Below are 20,603 nucleotides of genomic sequence, written 5' to 3'. Positions count from 1 at the left end.
TTTAATTGTTACGTCGCAAAATACGGACCAGATCACCAAAACTTTGTTCAAGCTGCGATTTTTCCCAGCCGGCAAACCCCATGATCAGGCCCTGCCGATCAGCGATGTTTTCGCTGTGCGTTTTGTCATGGAAATAGGATGACAAAAACCGGCAGTCGATCTGTTTGGCCAGCAGGGCTGGCTGATATTTTTGGTCGGGTTGCCCGTTGATCAGGCGGGCGCATACGTGAAGCCCGCCATCATTGACGACAATGTCCAGAAGGTCGCTGGCGCGATCATTGATAAGGTTCAGCAGGTGCTGGCGCCGGTCCCCATAAAGCAGGCGCATGCGGCGTACATGGCTGCCAAAATGCCCGTCGGCGAAAAAGGCGGCAAGGGCGGCCTGCGCCGTTGGGGCAGGCACACCATCGGCAAAGCTGCGCAAACCACGAAAAACCGGCACCAGGTCATGTGGTAAAACCAGATAGCCCAGCCGGATGCCGGGAAACAGCACACGGGAAAATGTGCCGACATAAAGTACCCTGTCTTCGCGGTCCAACCCCTGAAGCGAGGATAAAGGCGGCCCGTCATAGCGATATTCGCTGTCGTAATCGTCTTCAATGATCCAGCCGTCATTGTCATGCGCCCATTGCAGCAAAGCCAGCCTTCGCGCCAGCGACAGCGTGGTGCCCATGGGATAATTGCGCGATGGCGTGGTCACAACCATACGCGGCGAGATGTTTGCGCCTGCTTTCGCATCCATACCCGCATTAGCATCCGCACCCGCACCCGCCTGCTGCCCTTGATGACCGGTGTTATCCTGGCTTTGCGGGTGGTTCAGGGCACTAACCTGCAATCCTTCTTCGTCAACGGGGATGGGTTGAATAACCGCGCCATTGGCGGCCAGAACGCCGCGAATACCTTCATAGCCGGGGTCTTCAAGGGCGACGATGTCGCCGGGGTCAATCAGGGCGCGGCCAATAAAATCCAGTGCCTGCTGTGCGCCTGAAACGATCATGATTTGCGCGGCACTGCAATTCACGCCGCGGGTTTGCCGCAGCCAGCCTGCAATTTCCTCGCGTAAATCGGCAAGGCCCATGCTGTCATCGGGGGTGACTATGGCCGGTTTGGGCGCGCGCCAGGCCCGGCGTAACAGCCGCGCCCAGATATCAAAGGGAAAAGCCGACAGGTCTGGTGCCGCCGGGTTAAAGGGCCGTGATACCGGAAAATGCGGGTGCTGGCGGGTGAAGGCGAGGCTGCGTTGTGCACTTTTGCTAATGCGGAGCGGGCGTTTTCGGCCCTCTGCCATGCTTTTATTGGCACTACTGCCCGTTGGTGTCGCCGGCGTCGGGCGCTGCGTGGTGGCTGGTGCGGACGGGGAACAGGCCTTTGGGCTGGCAGGTGGTGTTTTACCAACATTGTTGCTGGTAGCAGTGTGAAACAGGTGATCAGGCAGGCTGGCGGCAACGAAGCTTCCGGCGCCGATACGCCCTTCCAGGTAACCTTCGGACATCAGCAGGTCAAAGGCATTGACGATGGTATTGCGCGAAATGCGCAACTGTTTTGCCAGATCGCGCGTGGCAGGCAGTTTTTCACCTGGTTTTAACCGCCCATCAAGAATGGCCGCACGAATACCCAGGTAAAGCCTGCGATAGGCAGGCTGGCGGGCATCGTCTGGCTGGCTGGCAAAAATCCAGGAGAAAATCGTGCTCATGCCCCGTCCGTCATTTTCAAATTGGTTCCATCAATTTTATTATATCGGTTCTTATGAAAAGTCCAATTTTGGTGATGATGCGAGGAGAGAGAGCCAACCAAGCTGACTGAGAGACGCCTGATGAGCACCACCGATTATGATATTCACCCGCGGACAAAACTGGTGCGTGGGCATAACCGCGCCAGTTATGACCGTGAAACGGTACATCGCATTATTGATGAAGCCCTTATCTGCCATGTCAGCACCGTGCTGGATGGCCGCCCGGTTATGATCCCGACGGCGCATTGGCGAATGGGTGAACAGTTTTATATTCATGGTGCATCGAAAAACCGGGTGCTGGCGGCAATCGCCAATGGGGCCGATGCCTGCATTTGCGTGACGCATCTGGACGGGCTGGTAATGGCGCGTTCTGCCTTTCACCACTCTGCCAATTACCGGTCCGTGGTGATTTACGGCAAAGGCCGGGTTATGGATGACCCGAATGCAAAAATGGAACAATCCAGACTGTTTGTCGAAAAGCTGGCACAGGGCCGCTGGGATCAGATCCGTCAGCCCAGCAAGCAGGAATTGAAGGCAACCATGTTCCTTGAATTCGATATGGAGGAGGTTTCGGCCAAAATCCGTTCGGGTGACCCGGTTGATGACGAGGAAGATTACACCCTGCCAGTATGGGCTGGTGTTTTGCCCTGCCGCACGGTTTGGGATGCGCCCATTGATGACAGCCGGCTTGATCGCAGCCTTTTGCCGAATGCCACCCCGGCATAAGGCAGCGAAGGGGGCGTGGGGCGGCTTCTCAACCGGTTGGTCCCACGCCCCTTTTTAATGGGCAAATAAAAATGCGGGCCGTGTGTGGCCCGCATTTTGCGGTTTTGGTATCGGGTGGTGTAATTGCCCTGTGGGCTGCCTATTTTGCGCGGGCAACCGCGATTTGGGCAGCAAGGCGGGCATTGTTGCGCACCAGTGCGATGTTGGCTTCCAGGCTTTTGCCCTTGGTGTGCTGGGTAACACGTTGCAGCAGGAAGGGCGTAACCTCGCGGCCATGAATATTCAGGCCTTTGGCTTCGACCAGGGCTGAATCAATGGCATGTTCGATGGCTTCCAGGGCAAGTGCCTTGTCTGCGGGCGGCGGGTTGCCAATCACAACGCCACCTTCCAGGCCGAAATCCCATTTGGCTGACAGGAAATCGGCAATCTGTTCGGGGCTATCAAGGCGCAGCGGGGCCTTCTGGCCGCTTTTGACAGTATAGAAAGCAGGGAATTCGTCGGTGCCATAGGCAATAACCGGCACGCCCAGCGTTTCGAGATGTTCCAGCGTCATCGGAATATCAAGAATGGCCTTTGCCCCGGCGCAAACAACCGCAACACTGGTTTTGCCCAGTTCCGTCAGGTCAGCTGAAATGTCAAAGCTGGTGGCAAGTTCGCGGTGAACGCCGCCAATGCCGCCCGTGGCAAATATCGAAATACCGGCCTTTTCCGCCAAAATCATGGTTGCCGAAACGGTGGTTGCCCCGTCGCATTTTTTGGCAATGGCATAGGGGATATCGCGGCGCGACAGCTTCAGGATATCGGTGCCTTTGGCGAAATATTCCAGCTCGTCTGGCGAAAGTCCGATTTTGCAGCGCCCGCCAATAACAGCGATGGTTGCCGGAATGGCACCATTATCGCGCACATCCTGTTCAACTGCCTGTGCCGTTTCCAGATTTTGCGGATAGGGCATGCCATGGGAAATAATCGTGGATTCAAGGGCAACGACCGGCGCGCCGCTGGCAAAGGCTTCGGCAACTTCGGGGGCAAGATCAATAAATTCGGACATCCGTCTGCTCTTTATGTGGTGGCAATTCAGTGTGCAGGCCCATTTGCAGCATCAGGCGGGGGCTGGTTTGCCCGTTGATCCTGCAAATGGGTCAACACACCGGCATCAGCATTAACCACAATATCCTTATTTATCCAGCCCAAACCGGGATATGCACCCTTGCGCATTTGCATGCCAGCCCTGAGGGTGCCGCAACTAATTTGCCCCGAATCCCGCGATTTCCTGCGGAATTTAGCCCCGCTTTCCATTGTGGGTACCGTACGGCCGGTGCCTGCTTTGGGCTGTGCAGGTGTGATTTACATCGCGGGTTTATGCTGTAATTCGCTGCTCAAAACGTCCAGAAAGTGACGAATGCGTGGGGGTAAAAACGGGTGTTTTTCAAAGGTTGCGTAAAGGGCAATGTCATCGCAGGCGTAATCGCCCAGGCATTCAACCAGGGCCCCACTTTGGATATCCTCGGCAATGTCCCACATGGCTTTCAGGCCTATGCCGCGCCCGGCACGGATCAGGGCGTGTAAAACCTCGCCGCTGCTGGTTGCCAATTGGCCCTTTACCTGCACGTGGCGCTTTTTACCGTTTTCCCGAAATACCCAGCGGTCGAATTTGCGGTTTTTGCGCATCAGGCAAATACAGTTGTGATAGAGCAAATCTTCCGGGCGTTGGGGCGTGCCATTTTTTGCCAGATATTCCGGTGTGGCGCATACGGCACGGCGACTGGTGATCAACTGGCGCACAACAATGTCGGGGGCTTCGGGCAGGCCGATGCGAATGGAAACATCAATATTGGCATCATTCACATCGGGTTGGTCGTCTGACAGGGTAAAGCGAATATCGATATCGGGGTAAAGCGCGCTGAATTTTGCAATGATCGGTGTGATCAGGGTGCGGCCAATCTGCATTGGCGCGCTGACCCGCAACAGGCCACTGGGCTTTGCAGTTTTGGCAGTGATTTCCGCCTCGGCGGCATCAAGCTGTGCCAATATGGTCTGGGCGCGTTCGTAATATAAAATGCCTTCATCGGTTAGCGAAAACCGCCGCGATGACCGTTGAAACAGCCTTACCGAAAGCCGGTTTTCCATGGCTGAAAGGCGGCGGCTCATGGTGGCGGGGGAACTGTCGCATTGGCGGGCAGCCTCGGACAGGTTACCGGCATCGACAATTTTGCAAAAAAGTCGAAGGTCGCTGATTTCATCATTCATGGCAGGGGTGTTTTCACTGTTTTCTTTGCAGGTATTGCAAAGATACTGTGCATCCTGCCTGATTGTTCCGCAAGGGCCAAGGCCCTATCGTGATGCGAATTGAACGCATTTTTCAGGCATCCAAACATGACGACTAAACCCGAACTCACCCCGGGGCTGATCGCACTGATGGCCGTTGGTAGCGGCCTTTCTGTTGCCAGTAACTATTATGTCCAACCGCTTCTTGAGCTGCTGTCGCAGGAATTCGCCCTGACATCCACCCAGGCTGGCTTGATCGTGACGGTATCGCAACTGGGTTATCTTGCCGGGCTGATCTGTGTTGTGCCCCTGGGCGACCATCACGAACGGCGCAAATTGTTAACCCTGACCACCGCCCTTACCGCCGCCGGGTTGATGGGAATGGCCTTTGCCAAAAGCTTTGGCATCCTGCTGGCTGTTGCGGTTGTGGTGGGGCTGACCAGTGTTACGGCGCAAATTCTGGTGCCGCTGGCCGCCCACCTCGCCACCCCGGCCAAACGGGGGGCCACCGTCAGCACGGTTATGAGCGGCCTTTTGATTGGTATTTTGCTGGCGCGCACATTTGCCGGGCTGGTGGCCGAATGGGGCGGCTGGCGCGCGGTTTATATGGCAGCAGCCATTTTGATGGCGATGTTTTCCCTCGCCTGTTATCGCTTTTTGCCCCATATCGCGCCAACGTCCCACACCACCTATCGCCAGCTTTATGTCTCGATCCTGCATCTGTTTCGTGATGAACCGGTATTGCGACGGCGTGGTTTTCTGGGCGGAATGCAATATGCTGTCTTTGGCATTTTATGGACGTCGATGGCTTTTATGCTGGCCAAAAACTTTCATTACAGCGAAGGCGTGATCGGCATGTTTGGCCTGTTAGGGGCCGTTGGCGCACTGACCGCAAAATTTGCCGGAAGGCTGGCTGACTGGGGCTGGGCCCGGTTGGGGACTGGCGGCTTTATTCTGATGACGACGCTAAGCTGGTGGCTGTTATATTCCGGGCAATGGTCGATCATTGCCTTTGGCCTGGGGGTCGTGTTTCTCGATCTGGGTGTGCAGGGTGCGCATATTTCCAATCAAAGCGAAATTTACCGCCTGAACCCCGATGCCCGAAGCCGCCTGACCACCGGTTATATGTCCTGCTATTTTCTGGGCGGGGCGGCCGGGTCGGCTTTGTCGGCAACATTTTATGGTATCGCAGGCTGGAGCGGCGTTTGCATGATCGGCGCTGCCGTATCGCTGGTTTCGTTCCTGTTCTGGGCCGTGACCGAATTTCGCATGCCGCTGCAACGCATGCGCCACGCACCAAGCCCCCATTAATAGCAGCGCATTTGCAACGGGCTTTGTGCCCAACGTTAATGGTCGTCCGGTATCGGGCGGCCATTTTTTATGGGGTGGATGGCGGCGGCCTTGATCACTGAATGGGGTGACTGACCGATATAACCATAAAAAAAACGGCCGCCCATTTTGCAAAGGGCGGCCGTCTTTAATTCAACCTGAAAAGATTAGTTCTTTTCTTTGTCGACCAGTTTGTTGGCGGCAATCCACGGCATCATCGCGCGGAGTTTTTCACCAACTTCTTCGATCTGGTGTTCAGCGTTCAGACGGCGGGTTGCCTTGAACATCGGCTGGCCGCAATGCATTTCCTGAACGAAGTCACGAACGAATTTGCCTTCCTGAATGTCAGCCAGAACGCCTTTCATGCGTTCTTTGACAGACGGATCGATCACGCGCGGGCCGGTGACGTAGTCGCCATATTCAGCGGTGTTCGAGATCGAGTAACGCATGTTTGCCATACCGCCTTCATACATCAGGTCAACGATCAGCTTCACTTCGTGCAGGCATTCGAAATATGCCATTTCCGGTGCATAGCCAGCTTCGGTCAGGGTTTCAAAGCCGTATTTGATCAGCTGGGTCAGGCCGCCGCAAAGAACAGCCTGTTCGCCGAACAGGTCGGTTTCGCATTCTTCACGGAAGCTGGTTTCGATAACGCCGGAACGACCGCCGCCAATAGCCGAAGCATAGGACAGAGCCAGTTCAAGGGCATTGCCCGAAGCATTCTGTTCAACTGCGACCAGGCAAGGAACGCCGCCGCCACGGACATATTCGGAACGAACGGTGTGGCCCGGGCCCTTCGGTGCGACCATCATGACGTCAAGGTCAGCACGCGGCTCGATCAGGCCGAAATGAACGTTCAGACCATGAGCAAACATCAGGGCCGCGCCTTCTTTCAGGTTGGCACCCAGTTCGTTTGCATAGATCGCAGCCTGGTGTTCGTCCGGGGTCAGGATCATGACAACGTCAGCCCATGCAGCGGCTTCGGCCGGGGTCATGGTCTTCAGGCCGGCAGCTTCGGCTTTCTTGCGCGACGAGGAACCTTCACGAAGGCCAACAGCAACTTCGGCAACGCCGGAATCATGCAGGTTAAGGGCATGGGCATGGCCCTGGGAGCCGTAACCGATGATGGCAACTTTTTTGGTCTTGATCAGGTTAACATCTGCATCGCGGTCGTAATAAACACGCATCTTTCGATACCTCTGGACGTTGGGCCACGCTTGTTTTCTGATTTGCGTGGTCGCTGGATTAAAAGGGTGAAATGTATTTGGCGTCCGCCCCGACCCGTGCCGGGGCAGGGCAAATTCACATCATCAGGGTGCCGCGCGAAATCGCGGCAACACCGGTACGGGAAATTTCCGAAAGGCCAAGCGGCTCCATCAATTTATTGAAGGCATCAATCTTTTCAGGGCTGCCGATGATTTCGAAAATAAAGGAAGTGTTGGTCGCATCCACGGCGCGTGCCTTGAAAATATCGGCAATACGCAGGGATTCGACACGTTTTTCGCCGGTCGCAATGACCTTTACCAATGCCAGTTCGCGTTCAACGCTGGGGCCAGCCAGGGTCAGGTCGCTGACCTTGTGAACCGGTACCAGGCGCCCAAGCTGGGCTTTGATCTGTTCGATCACCATGGGCGTACCCGAGGTCACAACCGTAATACGCGACTGGCGCGAATTGGCATCAACTTCGGCAACGGTCAGGCTTTCGATGTTATAGCCACGGCCGGAAAACAGGCCGATGACACGGGCGAGAACGCCCGCTTCGTTGTCCACCAGAACGGAAATGGTGTGTTTTGAGATTTCGGTTTCTTTCACGGTCTTGCTCCGCTGGGGTCGGGGCGGGCGATTGTCTGTGATCGCGCCGGCCCCGCCTGTCATCATGAAAATATCGGTTCTTCGGGTGCGCTTTCGCGCAGCAAAAAGGCCAGTTAGACCAGGACCATCCCTTCGTCGGAATCGATGGCCTGGGCATCACTTGTTTCATGGCCCAGCAACATTTCATTGTGCGGTTTGCCAGACGGAATCATCGGGAAGCAGTTTTCCTTGTCATCCACCGCCACATCCAGAATCACCGGCCCGTCAATATCGAGCATTTTCTGAAGGGCATCATCAAGATCAGCCGGGTTGGTGCAGGTCAGGCCGGTAAAGCCAAAGGCATCGGCCAGCTTGACGAAGTCCGGCAGGGTTTCGCTATAGCTTTCGGAATAGCGCGACCCGTGCAGCAACTGCTGCCACTGACGCACCATGCCCATATAGCGGTTATTGAGGATGACGGTTTTGACCGGCAGGCGATACTGGGTCAGCGTTGCGCATTCCTGGATGTTCATCATGATCGATGCATCACCGCTAAAGCAGATAACGGTGGCATCGGGATGGGCAACCTGAACGCCCATGGCAGCCGGAAGGCCATAACCCATGGTGCCAAGACCACCGGACGTCATCCATTCATTGGGATGTTCAAACCCGAAATGCTGTGCCGCCCACATCTGGTGCTGGCCAACATCGGTGGTGATGAAGGTTTTACGATCACGGGTCAGGGCATGCATGCGGCGAATAACATGCTGCGGCTTGATCACGTCATTGGGCTGGATATAGGACAGGCAGCGTTTTTCACGCCAGCCTTCAATCTCGCCCCACCAGGAATCAAGGGCAGCCTGATTGATGCTGTATTGCTTGGCCTTCCAGATTTTCATCATGTCTTCAAGGACATGGCCAACATCGCCAACAATGCCAATATCAACAGCAACGTTTTTGTTGATCGAGCTGGGGTCGATATCGATCTGGATTTTGGTCGAACCGGGCGAGAAGAAATCGATATTGCCGGTGACGCGGTCATCAAAACGGGCACCAATGGCAATCATGACGTCGCAATCATGCATGGACAGGTTTGCTTCGTAGGTGCCGTGCATGCCCAGCATGCCAAGATACTGTTTATCCGATGCCGGGTAAGCACCCAGGCCCATCAGGGTCAGGGTGATCGGTGCGCCGGTCAGGCGGGTAAATTCGGTCAGCAGTTTACAGGCCTGCGGCCCGGAATTGATAACACCACCCCCGCAATACAGGATCGGCTTTTTGGCCGAAGCCAGAATTTCAACCGCCTTTTCGATCTGCGAACGATCGCCCTTAACCTGCGGATTATAGGTGCGGTGCTGAACCTGTGAGGGTTCAATATAGGGTGCCGGGCTAACCAGAATGTCTTTCGGCAGGTCGATCACGACAGGGCCAGGGCGACCAGTGGTCGCAACATGGAAGGCCTCGTGCATCGTGCGCGCCAGACGGTCACTTTCCTTCACCAGATAATTGTGTTTGGTGCAGGGGCGGGTAATGCCGGTGGTGTCTGCTTCCTGAAAGGCATCATTGCCAATCAGGTGTGTCGGCACCTGGCCGGTCAGGCAGACAATGGGAATAGAATCGAGCAATGCATCGGTCAGGCCCGTAACGGCATTTGTCGCACCGGGGCCGCTGGTAACCAGAACGCAGCCAACCTTGCCGGTGGAACGCGCATAGCCTTCGGCGGCATGCACGGCAGCCTGTTCATGGCGCACTAGAACGTGACGAATGTGATTCTGTTTGAATATCTCGTCATATAGCGGAAGCACAGCGCCGCCGGGATAGCCGAATACGACTTCCACACCCTGATCTGCCAGGGCCTGCAACACTACTTCTGCACCATTCATAATACGTTCTGCCATGATTCTTCGAGCCTCTTACTTAGCGACAACAACGTGTCGCGTGATAACCGCGAGATTGCAACATGATCGATCTACCCTGTAATTGGGGTTGAAAAAGCCGCCGAAACGGCGGTTTTCCGCCATTTCACCGGCGGAGAGGCCAAACTATCGCCTCACTTTGGCGCGGTCAACAGAAATTGGTGAACAAGATTACGCAATTTGCTTGCCAGACTTTCCGAATATTGCGCGTCGATGGTTTCGCGGTCCGTCATCTGGTGGCGAAACCAGGTCAATTGGCGCTTGGCATATCGGCGCGTTTCACGCTGTGCGAGGGTTTTTGCATCGGCCAGTGACAGGGCGCCAGATAGGTAGGCACCCAGTTCGCGCACACCTACCGCCTTCATTACCGGGGATTCGGGTGGAAGGTTCTGTTCAAGCAGCAGGCGCACTTCTTCGATCGCGCCCTGTTCGATCATCAGATCAAACCGGCGATTGCAGCGGTCATAAAGAATGTCGCGCGGCGGCATGTAACAGAATTTCAGAAAAGCCATGCCCGGAGGGGGAGGCAGCATTGCAGCGCCGTGCCAATACGCCAAACCATGCCCGGTCGCCCGTAAAACCTCGGCGGCGCGAATCAGCCGCTGGCTGTTGGCGGGGTCAAGTGTTGCGGCCGTTGCTGCGTCCTGTTGCTGCAATCTGGCAAAAAAGGCCGCATGGCCCATGGCCTCAAGCTCGGCGGTGACCTGGTCACGCACGGATTTGTCGATATCGGGAATCGGGGCGATGCCATTGGTCAGGGCATTTAAATACATGCCTGTGCCGCCTGTTACGATGGGCAGTTGCCCGTTTTGATGGCAGGCGGCGATTTCGGTCAGGGCCATTTCCCGCCATTTCCCGGCCGAGCACGCCTCGGCGCCGGACAGCACACCATAAAGGCGATGCGGGGCCCGTGCTGTTTCGCTGTCATCGGGCCGCGCGCTCAGGACGCGCAATTCGCGATAGACCTGCATGCTATCGGCATTGATGATGACGCCGTTAAATTCCTTGGCCAGATCCAGTGCCAGCGCTGATTTACCACTGGCCGTTGGCCCGGCCACAATAATGACGGGCAAAAACCGGCCGCCTTCGCCAGGGGCGGCGGCATCGGCTGGTGCAGCGTTTGGCGATGCAGGGGCAGCGGGGATGTTGGTATCACTCATCAATGCAGTTCCGTTTTGCCGGTCGGATGGACGATGGGGGCCTGTTTTCCGGCATATTGCCGAAATGCCCAAAGCCATCGCCGTCTGGCGGCGGATATAACAGGTGCAAGGCACCCTTATCCATAAACTGTTTGCATTGGAAATGTAAGAAAGGCCGCAAAGGGGCCGGGCATTTATGGCGAAACCCGGCAAAGGGTGGGAATGGTTTCCCGGCAGGCCAAATTCTTGGGATGTTTCAGGGCAGGAAGGGATGGGGGGATTACCACCGCATGAAATCGGCACCATCGCCGGTGGCCCCTAAAATGCGGTGGGCACAGATGATATGGTCCTGTTTGACTAGCCGTCAGGGTTACACGGCGCGTCTTCGGGGGCATCCCACGGGTTACAGATGGTGACACCGGTTTGTTTGAATTCATCGGTATTGCGGGTCACAACCGTCAAGCCATGCACAAGGGCGGTCGCGGCAAGCAGGGTTGCCCCCTCGGAATGCGGGGTATGGCTGTGGAACTGTGCAAATTTGCGCGCCACTTTTTCGTTGATCGGCAATACCCGGCCATCAAAGGCGGGAACGACCTGGTCATCAAGCCATTGGCGCATCATCGGGCCACGTTCTTCGTCCTGCCATTCAAATTCCAGAATGGCGATTTCCAGTTCAAGGATGGTGATTGCTGACAGAAAAGTCCCTGCCGTGGGGACGGAGTTCGCCCAGTTCACGACATTTTCGTTGGCTTTTCCGGTGCCAGCTTTTCTGAGTTCGACGATGACGTCACTGTCTAGCAAATACATTATTCAAAATCCGCAATGTCGGACATGTTCTCGATGCGCTGGGGTTTCAGGTCGATATCGGCCGTTTCGGGCTTTGCCAGCAGATCCACGATGGAAGGCGCAAGGCCCAAAATCTTCTGATACTGCTCTATCGACAGCAGGACATGGGCCGGTTTGCCCCGGTCGGTGATGAAAACCGGACCCCGCAGGCTGGCTTTTTTGGCCTTGCTGGTGTCCTGGTTAAACTCGCGGGCGGTGAATGTGCTGATGTCCATAACTGGCTTTCATAACGGACGGAAATTTCATCCATGAATGTTCAAAGTAACAGGGCTTCTTATTGTATCAATGTTTCTACGCCGTTGATGTTCCGCTTTTTCCGAAACTTTTCTTGTCTTTGACCTGTGCAATCAGGATAAAGACAGCACGTTTTTCATCCTTACAGCCAGCAAGGAGCCTGCAATAAATGGATCTGGTCCTGACCCTGATCACAGCGCCCAATTCCGGTGCCCTAAGCGAGGGCATGATTGAAACGGCAACAGCCGCCCTTCGTGCCAATGGCGCGGAAACAGGCGAGATGCGCTGGCTGGCAACAGGCGAGGCCTGTGACCTTTTCTTTACAGGTGTAACGTGCGAAGCCGCCGAAAAGGCATTGGAAAACTGCGATATTGCCGCTGATAAAGTGGTCCAGATCACAGAAGGGCGCGCCAAAAAGCTGCTGATTGCCGATATGGACAGCACCATGGTGACAGGCGAAACCCTTGATGAACTTGCCGATTTCGCCGGCGTCAAGGACCGTGTCGCTGCCATTACCGCGCGCGCCATGAATGGCGAGCTGGATTTTGAAGCCGCCCTTGATGAACGGGTCGGTTTGCTGGCGGGCATGTCGGTTGCGATGCTTGATGAAGCCTGGAAGCGGGTGGAATATACCGGTGGTGCGCGCACCCTTGTTGCGACCATGCGCACCAATGGGGCCTTTGCGGCCCTGGTTTCAGGCGGGTTTGATTTCTTTACATCGGCGGTACGTCGCGAACTGGGCTTTGATTTTGACCAGGCCAATGTCCTGTTGACCGATGATGGCAAAACCCTGACTGGCAAGGTGCAGAAACCCGTGCTTGACCGCCAGGCAAAGGTTGATGCCCTGGAAACGCTGGCAGCACAGAACGGCATCACCGTTGCCGATGCCATTGCCGTGGGCGATGGAGCCAATGATTTGCAGATGATCTCGCTCGCGGGAACGGGCGTTGCCTTTCATGCCAAGCCGTCTGTCCAGGCGCAGGCGCGCATTCGCATCAATCATGGTGATTTAACCGCACTTCTGTATTTGCAGGGCTATGCCCGCGATCAGTTTGTTGAAGCCTGATTAACCGGTTGGGCGTTTGAAATACAAAAGGGGCGGTCCATTTGCAGGACCGCCCCTTTCTTTTCAAGACTGAATGCCTTCAGGTCTTATTTGTCTTTTTTATCGAGCGTCAGGCCGAAATAACGCGGACCGGCAGACGTTTCGATCAGCATCAGAATGGTGCGTTTGCCGTCATCCTGTGCCGATTTAACGGCTTTCTGCACTTCATCGATATTGGTGACTGACTGGTGCGAGGCTTCAAGGATGATATCGCCCGGGCGAACACCCTTTTCAGCCGAGAAGCTGGCGGTATCAACATCGGTCACCACGACACCTTCGGTATCGGCGGTCAGGTTGAAGCGCTGGCGCAGTTCGTCATCAATGTTGGCAACCTTGAGGCCAAGGGCATCAATGGTGGCTTCGCTGGAAGCTTCCGGGGTTGCCTGTTCCTGCTGGTCGCCAGAATCATTTTCTGCAACCTGGTCTTCTTTCAGCTCGCCAAGGTCAACAGTGACGTCTTTTTTCTTGCCGTCGCGCCACAGTTCAACATCGACGGATTTGCCGATCTTGGTTTCTGCAACGATGCGCGGCAGGCGACGCATGCTTTCAACCTTTTTGCCATCAAAGCGCAGGATAACGTCGCCCTGCTGGATGCCGGCTTTTTCAGCCGGGCCGTCTTTGGTGACACCAGCAACCATTGCGCCATAGGCTTCGTCCAGGCCAACAGAATCGGCGATGTCATCGGTCACGGTCTGGATGTGGACACCCAGCCAGCCACGACGCGGACGGCCATATTCCTTGATCTGTTCGACAACGGATTCCGCAATTGCCGAAGGAATGGCAAAACCAATGCCGACCGACCCGCCAGAAGGCGAATAGATGGCGCTGTTAATGCCGATCACGTCGCCATCCATATTGAACAGCGGACCACCAGAGTTGCCACGGTTGATCGAGGCATCGGTCTGTATGAAGTCATCATACGGACCCTGGTTGATATCGCGGTTACGTGCCGAAATGATACCGGCGGTCACGGTGCCGCCCAGACCAAACGGGTTGCCAATCGCCATGGCCCATTCGCCAACGCGGGCTTTGTCCGAATCGCCCCATTTAACGAAGGGCAGGTCTTTTTTCGGTTCAACCTTCAGAAGCGCGACGTCGGTTTTTGCATCACGGCCGATCAGCTTGGCTGGCAGGGTTTCGTTATCATGCAGGGTAACCGAAATTTCGTCGGCGCCATCAATGACGTGGTTGTTGGTAACGATATAGCCGTCAGCCGAAATGATGAAGCCCGAACCCAGGGCCGTTGCACGGTGCTTTTTAGGCGCGTTCTGGTCGCCGCCTTTGCCCTGGCCATTGCGTTCCATAAAGTCACGGAACAGGTCTTCAAACGGGGAACCGGGAGGGAACTGGAAGTCAGGACCCTGGCGGTCGGCGACAAGCTGGCTGGTCGAGATATTGACAACGGCGGGAAGCAGCCGTTCAGCCATGTCGGCAAAACTGTCAGGTGCGCTGCGGGCATACGCGCTTTGCGCGATGCTCGTCACACCGAATAACACAATCACGAGCGCCGCAGACAGCTTGCGGGCCGGATTGTAAAACGCTTTTCGCATGGTATTGATCCTGTTTGTTGCCGCGTTCACGGAGATTTTTATGATTTGTGCAGCAGGCGATGCAAGGGACTGCACCGCACCTTTCCCAAATTAGGGGCGAGTTTGGCGAAAAAAGGGCAAGTCTAAGGTAGAAGTCTGTTTTCTGTAGGGGAATTTGTGTCAGGGGTGCTTTCTGTGACGTATCAATGGGTAATCGTCACAGTTTAAGGGGCCATTATTGCCAGAACTGGCGCATTGCCCAGATGGCACCGACACATAAAATGGCAGCGGCCAGTCCGCCGATCCGCAATTGGGTTTCGGAAATTTCCTGCATAAGTTCCATGACCCGTTTCGCCCCGCGCGGAAACAGCGAATAAAACATTCCCTCCAGCGCGATTGCCAGAAGAATGGCTGTGGCGAGTTCTTTCATGGGGGCGGACGTTCCGTTTTTTATTTATGAATCAAAAAGGCGACCGGCAGAGTATGCCGGTCGCCCTGTCAATTTGTCTAGCGGCTTGCGCGGGGGGCTGACTGATTAAAGTACTTGAAGAATTCAGAATCCGGCGACAGGACCATGGTAGTGCCGTTATCAAGCGCCTCGCGATAGGCCTGCAGTGAACGGTAGAATTCAAAGAATTCCGCGTCTTTGCCATAGGCCGACCCAAGGATCTTGTTGCGTTCCGCATCACCTTCACCGCGCAGGGTTTCGGCCTGTCGGCGGGCTTCAGCAAGGATCACGACTTTTTCACGGTCGGCATCAGCCTGGGTTTTTGCCTTGATTTCCTCACCTTCGGCGCGCAGTTGCGATGCTTCGGCAATACGGGCCGAACGCATACGGTTATACACCGCCTGCGAGGTTTCTTGCGGCAGGTCGGTCCGGCCGATACGAACATCGATCAGCTGAACGCCAAAATCCTTCGCCGGTTCAACCAGGGCCGCCTGGATTTTCTCCATGATGCGGGCGCGGTTGTCAGACAGAAGGGCAATCAGCGGGGACTGTGCCAGTTCGCCACGGATGACCGAGTTCAGACGCTGGCCAAAAATCTGCACGAACTGTGCCGAATTGAGCGCGCGTTTGCGGAACTGCAGGGGATCAACAATTTTCCAGCGCGCGAAGCTGTCAATATTGACGCGCTTCTGGTCGGAAAGAAGAACCTGCTGTACCGGCGGGTCCAGGTCCAGGATGCGGCGTTCATAATATTCCACATTCTGGATCGGCAGTTTGAAATGCAAACCCGGTTCGGAAATCGCATGGACCGGATTACCAAACTGCAGCACCAGTGCCTGCTGGTCCTGACGGACCGTGAAGATGCACATGGAGCCGACAATCGCGGCAATCACCAGAACAACGGCAGCGGCAATAAGTTTCGGGCTACCCATCAGTTATTGCCTCCTGAATTCTGGGTGGCAGACTGTTTCTGGATTTCAGGCAGCGGCAGATAGGGCACGACGCCATTGCCGTCTTTCTGGTCCAGAATGATTTTGTTCGAATCTTTAAGAACCTGTTGCAGGGTCTCAAGATACAGGCGGCGCTTGGTCACGTCTTTGGCAGTCAGATACGAATTGTAAACCGAGTCAAAGCGTGATGCTTCACCCTGTGCGTCCTTAACGACCTGGTCCTTATAGGCGCGTGCCTCAAGGATCATACGTTCCGCGTCACCCTTGGCGCGCGGGATGATGTCGTTACGATAGGCAAGGGCTTCGTTGCGCGAACGATCGCGGTCCTGGCGGGCACGCTGCACGTCGTTGAAGGCATCAATAACTTCACGCGGCGGGTCCACTTTCTGCATTTTGACTTCAGAAACAAAGATACCCGACTGGTAACCATCCAGAATGCTCTGCAGAAGGGTGCGGGTCTGTTCTTCGACCTGCACACGACCAACGGTCAGGGCTTCTTCAAGGTCGGTTTTACCCACTACTTCGCGAATAGCACTTTCCGATGCCAGCTTGATGGTGGTTTCAGGGTCGCGAATGTTAAACAGGTAGGCACCTGCATCGCGGATACGCCACTGAACCACGTAATCAATATCGATGATGTTCTGGTCGCCGGTCAGCATCAGGCTTTCTTCGGGCACGTCACGCGTGCCGCTATTGCCCATTCCTGAACCGCGATAGCCAACTTCGATCTGGTTGGTGCGTTCGACGTTCGGCGTGATGACTTCACCAATCGGGGCGGGCAGAAAGTAATTCAGACCCGGTCCGGTGGTGCCAACCCATTTGCCAAACAGAAGCGTCACGCCCTGTTCACCCGGCTGCACCCGGTAAAACCCGGTCAGAAGCCAGATGCCAATTATGGCAAGGCCAATCAGGACGATGCCCTTGGCACCGCCACCACCACCCGGAAACATCTTTTTCAGACGGTCCTGGCCTTTGCGAATCATTTCATCCAGATCGGGCGGCGTGCTGCCACCTCCGTTCCCGCCTGAAGGACGTTTTCCCCACGGGTTCTGGCCGCCATTATTGCCGCCACCATTACCCCAGGGGCCACCGCCCCCTTGCGAATTCCATGGCATCGAGTGTCTTCCCCTCCTTGCCGTTCGGTGTTTCTCTTTGATTACCCGGCTCTTCCGCCTTATATGACAGCTAGCCGCGCAAAACAACGATAGGCACCCATATGTCCCAACTGATCAAGGACATAAGCCGAAAATCGGAGACCGCAACATGAACTCGCTCACACGCGAAACAATCCTTGATGCCCTTAAAGGTGTTACCGATCCCGCCGATGGTAAAAGCATCGTTGAAAAGGGAATGGTACAAGGTGTTGATATTAATGGTGAAAATGTAACTGTCATGATTGGTGTTGATCCCGAACGGGGACCGGCACTTGAGGATTTGCGCCAATCGGCGGAGCGCGCGGTAAATGGTGTGAACGGGGTCACAACAGCCCGCGTCGCCCTGACCGCCGAACGCCGCAGCAATGCTGGCGCGGGGGCCTCGCAGGGGGGCAGTGCGCCGGCGGGGCATTCGCACGCGCACGATCATGGCCATTCACACAGTCATTCGCATGGCCATTCTCATGGTCATTCCGCTGCGGGTGGGCAGGGCGCACGCCCGGCTGGTGGTGCCGGTGCCGCTGGCGGACCTGGTGCAGGTGGTGGGCAACGCCCGCTTGATCTTGGTGCCATTCGATCCGTCGTAACGGTAGCATCGGGCAAGGGTGGTGTTGGCAAATCGACCACATCGGTCAATCTTGCCCTGTCGCTGGCCCGTCAGGGGCTCAAGGTTGGTCTGCTGGATGCCGATATTTACGGGCCGTCCCTGCCGCGCATGATGGGCCTGCGGACTGCAAAGCCGACCCATTCATCCAAGGAAGGCAAAATCACCCCGCCCAGTGCCTTTGGCATCAAGATCATGTCGATTGGCTTCATGATCGACGAGGAACAGCCGGTTATCTGGCGTGGGCCGATGGCAATGGGCGCGCTTGAACAGTTGCTGCGTGATACCGACTGGGGCGAGTTGGACGTGCTGGTGGTGGATATGCCCCCGGGCACGGGCGACATTCAGCTTTCAATGGCGCAGCGTGTGCCGGTAACCGGTGCGGTTATTGTTTCAACCCCGCAGGATGTGGCGTTGCTTGATGCCCGCAAGGGCCTGAACATGTTCCGCAAGGTCAATGTGCCGATTTTCGGCCTGATCGAAAATATGAGCTATTATCAGTGCCCCAATTGCGGGCATGTTGACCATGTGTTTGACCATGGTGGCGCACATAAGGCGGCCGATGAACTGGGTGTGCCGTTCCTGGGCGAGATCCCGCTGGACCTTAAAATCCGCCTGGGAGCCGATGAAGGCAAGCCGATCATTGAAACCGACCCGGATGGCGCCCATTCACAGGCCTATGCCAATATTGCCCGTCAAATCGCAGCTTCGATTGACGAACAGGTTGGCCCGAAAACCAAACCAAAGAAAAGCCTGTTTCCGAAAATCAGCTTTCGTTAATCGCACCTGCAATGCGTAAGGCATGCGCCTTACTGCCCCGAAATCAGAATAAGGCCGGTCAGTTTCGCTGACCGGCCTTTTTTATGGCTTTAAGCGTGATTGCCAACCAAAGAAAACCCCGCCGGGCGATGGCGCGGCGGGGTTTAACGTGAAGTGATAGATAGGCAAAAGGTGAGGCGTTAGACCTGCGCCATGCCGCCATCGACAAACAGTTCGATCCCGTTCACAAAACTGGCCGCATCGGACGCCAGAAAGGCGACAGCCTTGCCGATTTCTTCGGGTTCGCCCAAACGGCCCAGCGGCACCTGGGCAGCCAGGAAGTCATAAAGACCCTGGCGGGCATCATCGGGGACCAAACCACCAAGGCCGGGTGTGCGGACCGGGCCGGGGCTGATGGCATTGACGCGAATTTGGCGATCTTTCAGGTCCAGCGCCCAGGAACGGGCAAAGTTGCGAACGGCGGCTTTGCTGGCGCTATAGACGCTGAAATTTTCAGTGCCTTTGATCGAGGTTGTCGAGGATGTCAAAATCACCGATGCGCCCTTTGTCAGCAAAGGCAGTGCCTTTTGCACGGTAAACAGAACGCCGCGAACATTGGTGCCAAAAATGCGGTCAAACTGTTCTTCGGTAATGGCACCCAATGGCAGCATGTCGCCGCCCCCGGCATTGGCAAACAGGATATCAAGTTTACCGGCCGATTTGGCGATTTGGGCATATAGGGCATCAAGGTCCTGGTTGTTGGCGGCATCGGCACGGATGCCGGTGGCATTGCCCCCAATGGCCTGGACGGCGGCATTAAGTTCTTCTTCGCGACGCCCGGTGATGAAAACCCGTGCGCCCTGTTGGGCCAGTTCCTGTGCCGCAGCAAGGCCGATGCCGGTGCTGCCACCCGTTACAAGTGCGACTTTTCCGTCTAGCTGTTTGGTCATGGTCATATCCTTTTCAGGTTTGGGCGGGGCGGAAAACCGCATCAGTCGGATGATTTTCCCATGGCCCGCAGCCCGTTATTTGGTGAATGACCAAAAGGTAGACGCTACCTGTTTGTTGATAAATCCACTAAAATTGAAATGACTATTCATGTGAGTGTATAATAAAGCATCATAACAAACAGGAATGCGGGAATGGACCAGTTACTGGCGATGCGGGCCTTTTCGCGCGTGGTCGAGGCAGGCAGCTTCACCCGCGCGGCAGATTCGCTGAATATGCCCAACGCCACCATGAGCAAGCTGGTTCAGGAACTGGAGGCGCATTTGGGTGTACGGCTGTTGCAACGAACCACGCGCCGCGTAACCGTAACACCCGAGGGTGAGGAATATTATGCCAAGGCCCTGTGCATTTTGCGGGATCTGGAGGCGATTGATTCGTCCTTTAACACCGCGCACCGTAATCCCGGCGGCAAGTTGCGTATTGATGTGGGCGGATCAACGGCAAGCGATGTTTTAATACCGCTGTTGCCTGCGTTTTTTGACCTTTACCCCGATATCAAAATTGAACTGGGCGTTTCCGACCGGGCGGTTGATATGATCAGCGATAATGTTGACTGCGTAATTCGCGGTGGGCCGCTGGAAAATTCGTCGCTGATTGCACGCCATATCGGCAAGGCATCCATGATCACCTGTGCCGCACCGGCATATTTGAAAAAATACGGCGTTCCAGCCTATCCGAATGAACTGAAAAACGGGCACAGGCTGATCAGTTATAATTCAACGCGCGATGGCCGGCCGTTTCCCTTTCGCTTTTTGCAGAATGGCGAAAAGATCGAGATCAAGGTTGAAAGCCGTTTCAGTGTGAATGAAAGCAACGCCCATCTTGCCGCCGTGGTGGCAGGGTTGGGCATTATCCAGACATTTTCCTATGCCGCCGGTGCAGATTTGCAAAACGGCAATCTGGTGGAGATTTTGCAGGACTGGCGGCCTTCATCCTATCCGTTCCATGTGGTTTATCCGCAGAACCGATATGTCACACCGCGCCTGCGCGTGTTTATCGACTGGCTGGCGGATGCTTTTCCCGAAAAGGTCGCTGGTCCAATGATTTAACGGCAAGGCTGTCGGGCAG

Annotated in this window: 19 protein-coding genes; 5 read left to right on the top strand and 14 right to left on the bottom strand. The window is 55.7% G+C overall.

Annotated elements, in window-relative coordinates:
* Position 1 precedes the first annotated feature (1 nt).
* Positions 2–1,693 (bottom strand): aminotransferase-like domain-containing protein, encoded by a 1,692-nt coding sequence (locus CSC3H3_RS13955; protein WP_101285212.1) that lies wholly within the window; start codon positions 1,691–1,693, stop codon positions 2–4.
* A 120-nt stretch (positions 1,694–1,813) separates the two neighbouring features.
* Between CSC3H3_RS13955 and CSC3H3_RS13950 the strand changes: the two genes are divergently transcribed.
* Positions 1,814–2,458 carry a pyridoxamine 5'-phosphate oxidase family protein gene (locus CSC3H3_RS13950; RefSeq protein WP_101285211.1) on the top strand — a complete coding sequence of 215 codons (645 nt, stop codon included), beginning with the start codon at positions 1,814–1,816 and terminating at the stop codon, positions 2,456–2,458.
* Positions 2,459–2,597: 139 nt separating this feature from the next.
* On the opposite strand, the gene CSC3H3_RS13945 is transcribed toward CSC3H3_RS13950, so the two are convergent.
* Together CSC3H3_RS13945 and CSC3H3_RS13940 are read right to left on the bottom strand one after the other, a co-directional pair.
* Positions 2,598–3,506 carry a pseudouridine-5'-phosphate glycosidase gene (locus CSC3H3_RS13945; RefSeq protein WP_101268442.1) on the bottom strand — a complete coding sequence of 303 codons (909 nt, stop codon included), beginning with the start codon at positions 3,504–3,506 and terminating at the stop codon, positions 2,598–2,600.
* 296 nt (positions 3,507–3,802) lie between these two features.
* Entirely contained in the window at positions 3,803–4,705 is a 903-nt protein-coding gene (locus CSC3H3_RS13940) for a LysR family transcriptional regulator (protein WP_101285210.1), read from the bottom strand.
* Between the two features lie 126 nt (positions 4,706–4,831).
* On the opposite strand from CSC3H3_RS13940, the gene CSC3H3_RS13935 reads away from it, so the two are divergent.
* The gene (locus CSC3H3_RS13935; protein ID WP_101268438.1) at positions 4,832–6,034 is read left to right on the top strand and encodes an MFS transporter; all 1,203 of its coding nucleotides are present in this window, start codon (positions 4,832–4,834) and stop codon (positions 6,032–6,034) included.
* Positions 6,035–6,219: 185 nt separating this feature from the next.
* Here CSC3H3_RS13935 and ilvC read toward each other — a convergent pair whose 3' ends face one another.
* The 6 genes from ilvC to CSC3H3_RS13905 all read right to left on the bottom strand — a co-directional run bounded on the left by ilvC (position 6,220) and on the right by CSC3H3_RS13905 (position 11,959).
* Positions 6,220–7,281, bottom strand: coding sequence for a ketol-acid reductoisomerase (gene ilvC, locus CSC3H3_RS13930; protein WP_281262544.1), 1,062 nt, complete (start codon positions 7,279–7,281; stop codon positions 6,220–6,222).
* Between the two features lie 73 nt (positions 7,282–7,354).
* Positions 7,355–7,864 (bottom strand): acetolactate synthase small subunit, encoded by a 510-nt coding sequence (gene ilvN / locus CSC3H3_RS13925; RefSeq protein ID WP_101268434.1) that lies wholly within the window; start codon positions 7,862–7,864, stop codon positions 7,355–7,357.
* A gap of 113 nt (positions 7,865–7,977) precedes the next feature.
* On the bottom strand, positions 7,978–9,741 hold the full coding sequence (locus CSC3H3_RS13920; protein ID WP_101268431.1) for an acetolactate synthase 3 large subunit: 1,764 nt from the start codon (positions 9,739–9,741) through the stop codon (positions 7,978–7,980).
* A 152-nt stretch (positions 9,742–9,893) separates the two neighbouring features.
* Positions 9,894–10,919 carry a tRNA (adenosine(37)-N6)-dimethylallyltransferase MiaA gene (miaA, locus tag CSC3H3_RS13915; protein ID WP_101285208.1) on the bottom strand — a complete coding sequence of 342 codons (1,026 nt, stop codon included), beginning with the start codon at positions 10,917–10,919 and terminating at the stop codon, positions 9,894–9,896.
* A 336-nt stretch (positions 10,920–11,255) separates the two neighbouring features.
* Positions 11,256–11,705 carry a type II toxin-antitoxin system VapC family toxin gene (locus CSC3H3_RS13910; RefSeq protein ID WP_101268427.1) on the bottom strand — a complete coding sequence of 150 codons (450 nt, stop codon included), beginning with the start codon at positions 11,703–11,705 and terminating at the stop codon, positions 11,256–11,258.
* Positions 11,705–11,959, bottom strand: a complete 255-nt coding sequence (locus tag CSC3H3_RS13905; protein ID WP_101268425.1) for a type II toxin-antitoxin system Phd/YefM family antitoxin — start codon at positions 11,957–11,959, stop codon at positions 11,705–11,707. Before CSC3H3_RS13905 ends, CSC3H3_RS13910 begins: the two co-directional genes overlap by 1 nt.
* Positions 11,960–12,147: 188 nt before the next feature.
* Here CSC3H3_RS13905 and serB point away from each other — a divergent pair, with 188 nt between their 5' ends.
* Positions 12,148–13,044: a phosphoserine phosphatase SerB gene (gene serB / locus CSC3H3_RS13900; protein WP_101285207.1), complete on the top strand. Its 897-nt coding sequence runs from the start codon at positions 12,148–12,150 to the stop codon at positions 13,042–13,044.
* Between the two features lie 86 nt (positions 13,045–13,130).
* On the opposite strand, the gene CSC3H3_RS13895 is transcribed toward serB, so the two are convergent.
* From CSC3H3_RS13895 to hflK, 4 genes are all read right to left on the bottom strand, one after another.
* Positions 13,131–14,633 (bottom strand): DegQ family serine endoprotease, encoded by a 1,503-nt coding sequence (locus CSC3H3_RS13895; protein ID WP_101268422.1) that lies wholly within the window; start codon positions 14,631–14,633, stop codon positions 13,131–13,133.
* 214 nt (positions 14,634–14,847) lie between these two features.
* Complete coding sequence (locus tag CSC3H3_RS13890; RefSeq protein WP_101268420.1) at positions 14,848–15,042, bottom strand: DUF2065 domain-containing protein; 195 nt, start codon at positions 15,040–15,042, stop codon at positions 14,848–14,850.
* Positions 15,043–15,119: 77 nt separating this feature from the next.
* Complete coding sequence (hflC, locus tag CSC3H3_RS13885) at positions 15,120–15,992, bottom strand: protease modulator HflC (RefSeq protein ID WP_101285206.1); 873 nt, start codon at positions 15,990–15,992, stop codon at positions 15,120–15,122.
* On the bottom strand, positions 15,992–17,125 hold the full coding sequence (gene hflK, locus CSC3H3_RS13880; protein WP_101285205.1) for an FtsH protease activity modulator HflK: 1,134 nt from the start codon (positions 17,123–17,125) through the stop codon (positions 15,992–15,994). Before hflK ends, hflC begins: the two co-directional genes overlap by 1 nt.
* A gap of 148 nt (positions 17,126–17,273) precedes the next feature.
* On the opposite strand from hflK, the gene CSC3H3_RS13875 reads away from it, so the two are divergent.
* The gene (locus tag CSC3H3_RS13875) at positions 17,274–18,548 is read left to right on the top strand and encodes an Mrp/NBP35 family ATP-binding protein (RefSeq protein ID WP_101285204.1); all 1,275 of its coding nucleotides are present in this window, start codon (positions 17,274–17,276) and stop codon (positions 18,546–18,548) included.
* 179 nt (positions 18,549–18,727) lie between these two features.
* Here CSC3H3_RS13875 and CSC3H3_RS13870 read toward each other — a convergent pair whose 3' ends face one another.
* Complete coding sequence (locus CSC3H3_RS13870; RefSeq protein ID WP_101286244.1) at positions 18,728–19,477, bottom strand: SDR family NAD(P)-dependent oxidoreductase; 750 nt, start codon at positions 19,475–19,477, stop codon at positions 18,728–18,730.
* 192 nt (positions 19,478–19,669) lie between these two features.
* On the opposite strand from CSC3H3_RS13870, the gene CSC3H3_RS13865 reads away from it, so the two are divergent.
* Entirely contained in the window at positions 19,670–20,584 is a 915-nt protein-coding gene (locus CSC3H3_RS13865; protein WP_101285203.1) for a LysR family transcriptional regulator, read from the top strand.
* Positions 20,585–20,603 lie beyond the last annotated feature (19 nt).

The organism is Thalassospira marina (assembly GCF_002844375.1).
GTDB lineage: Bacteria > Pseudomonadota > Alphaproteobacteria > Rhodospirillales > Thalassospiraceae > Thalassospira > Thalassospira marina.
The sequence above is the reverse complement of the archived record's forward strand: the minus strand, read 5'-3'. Positions and strand labels throughout refer to the sequence as shown.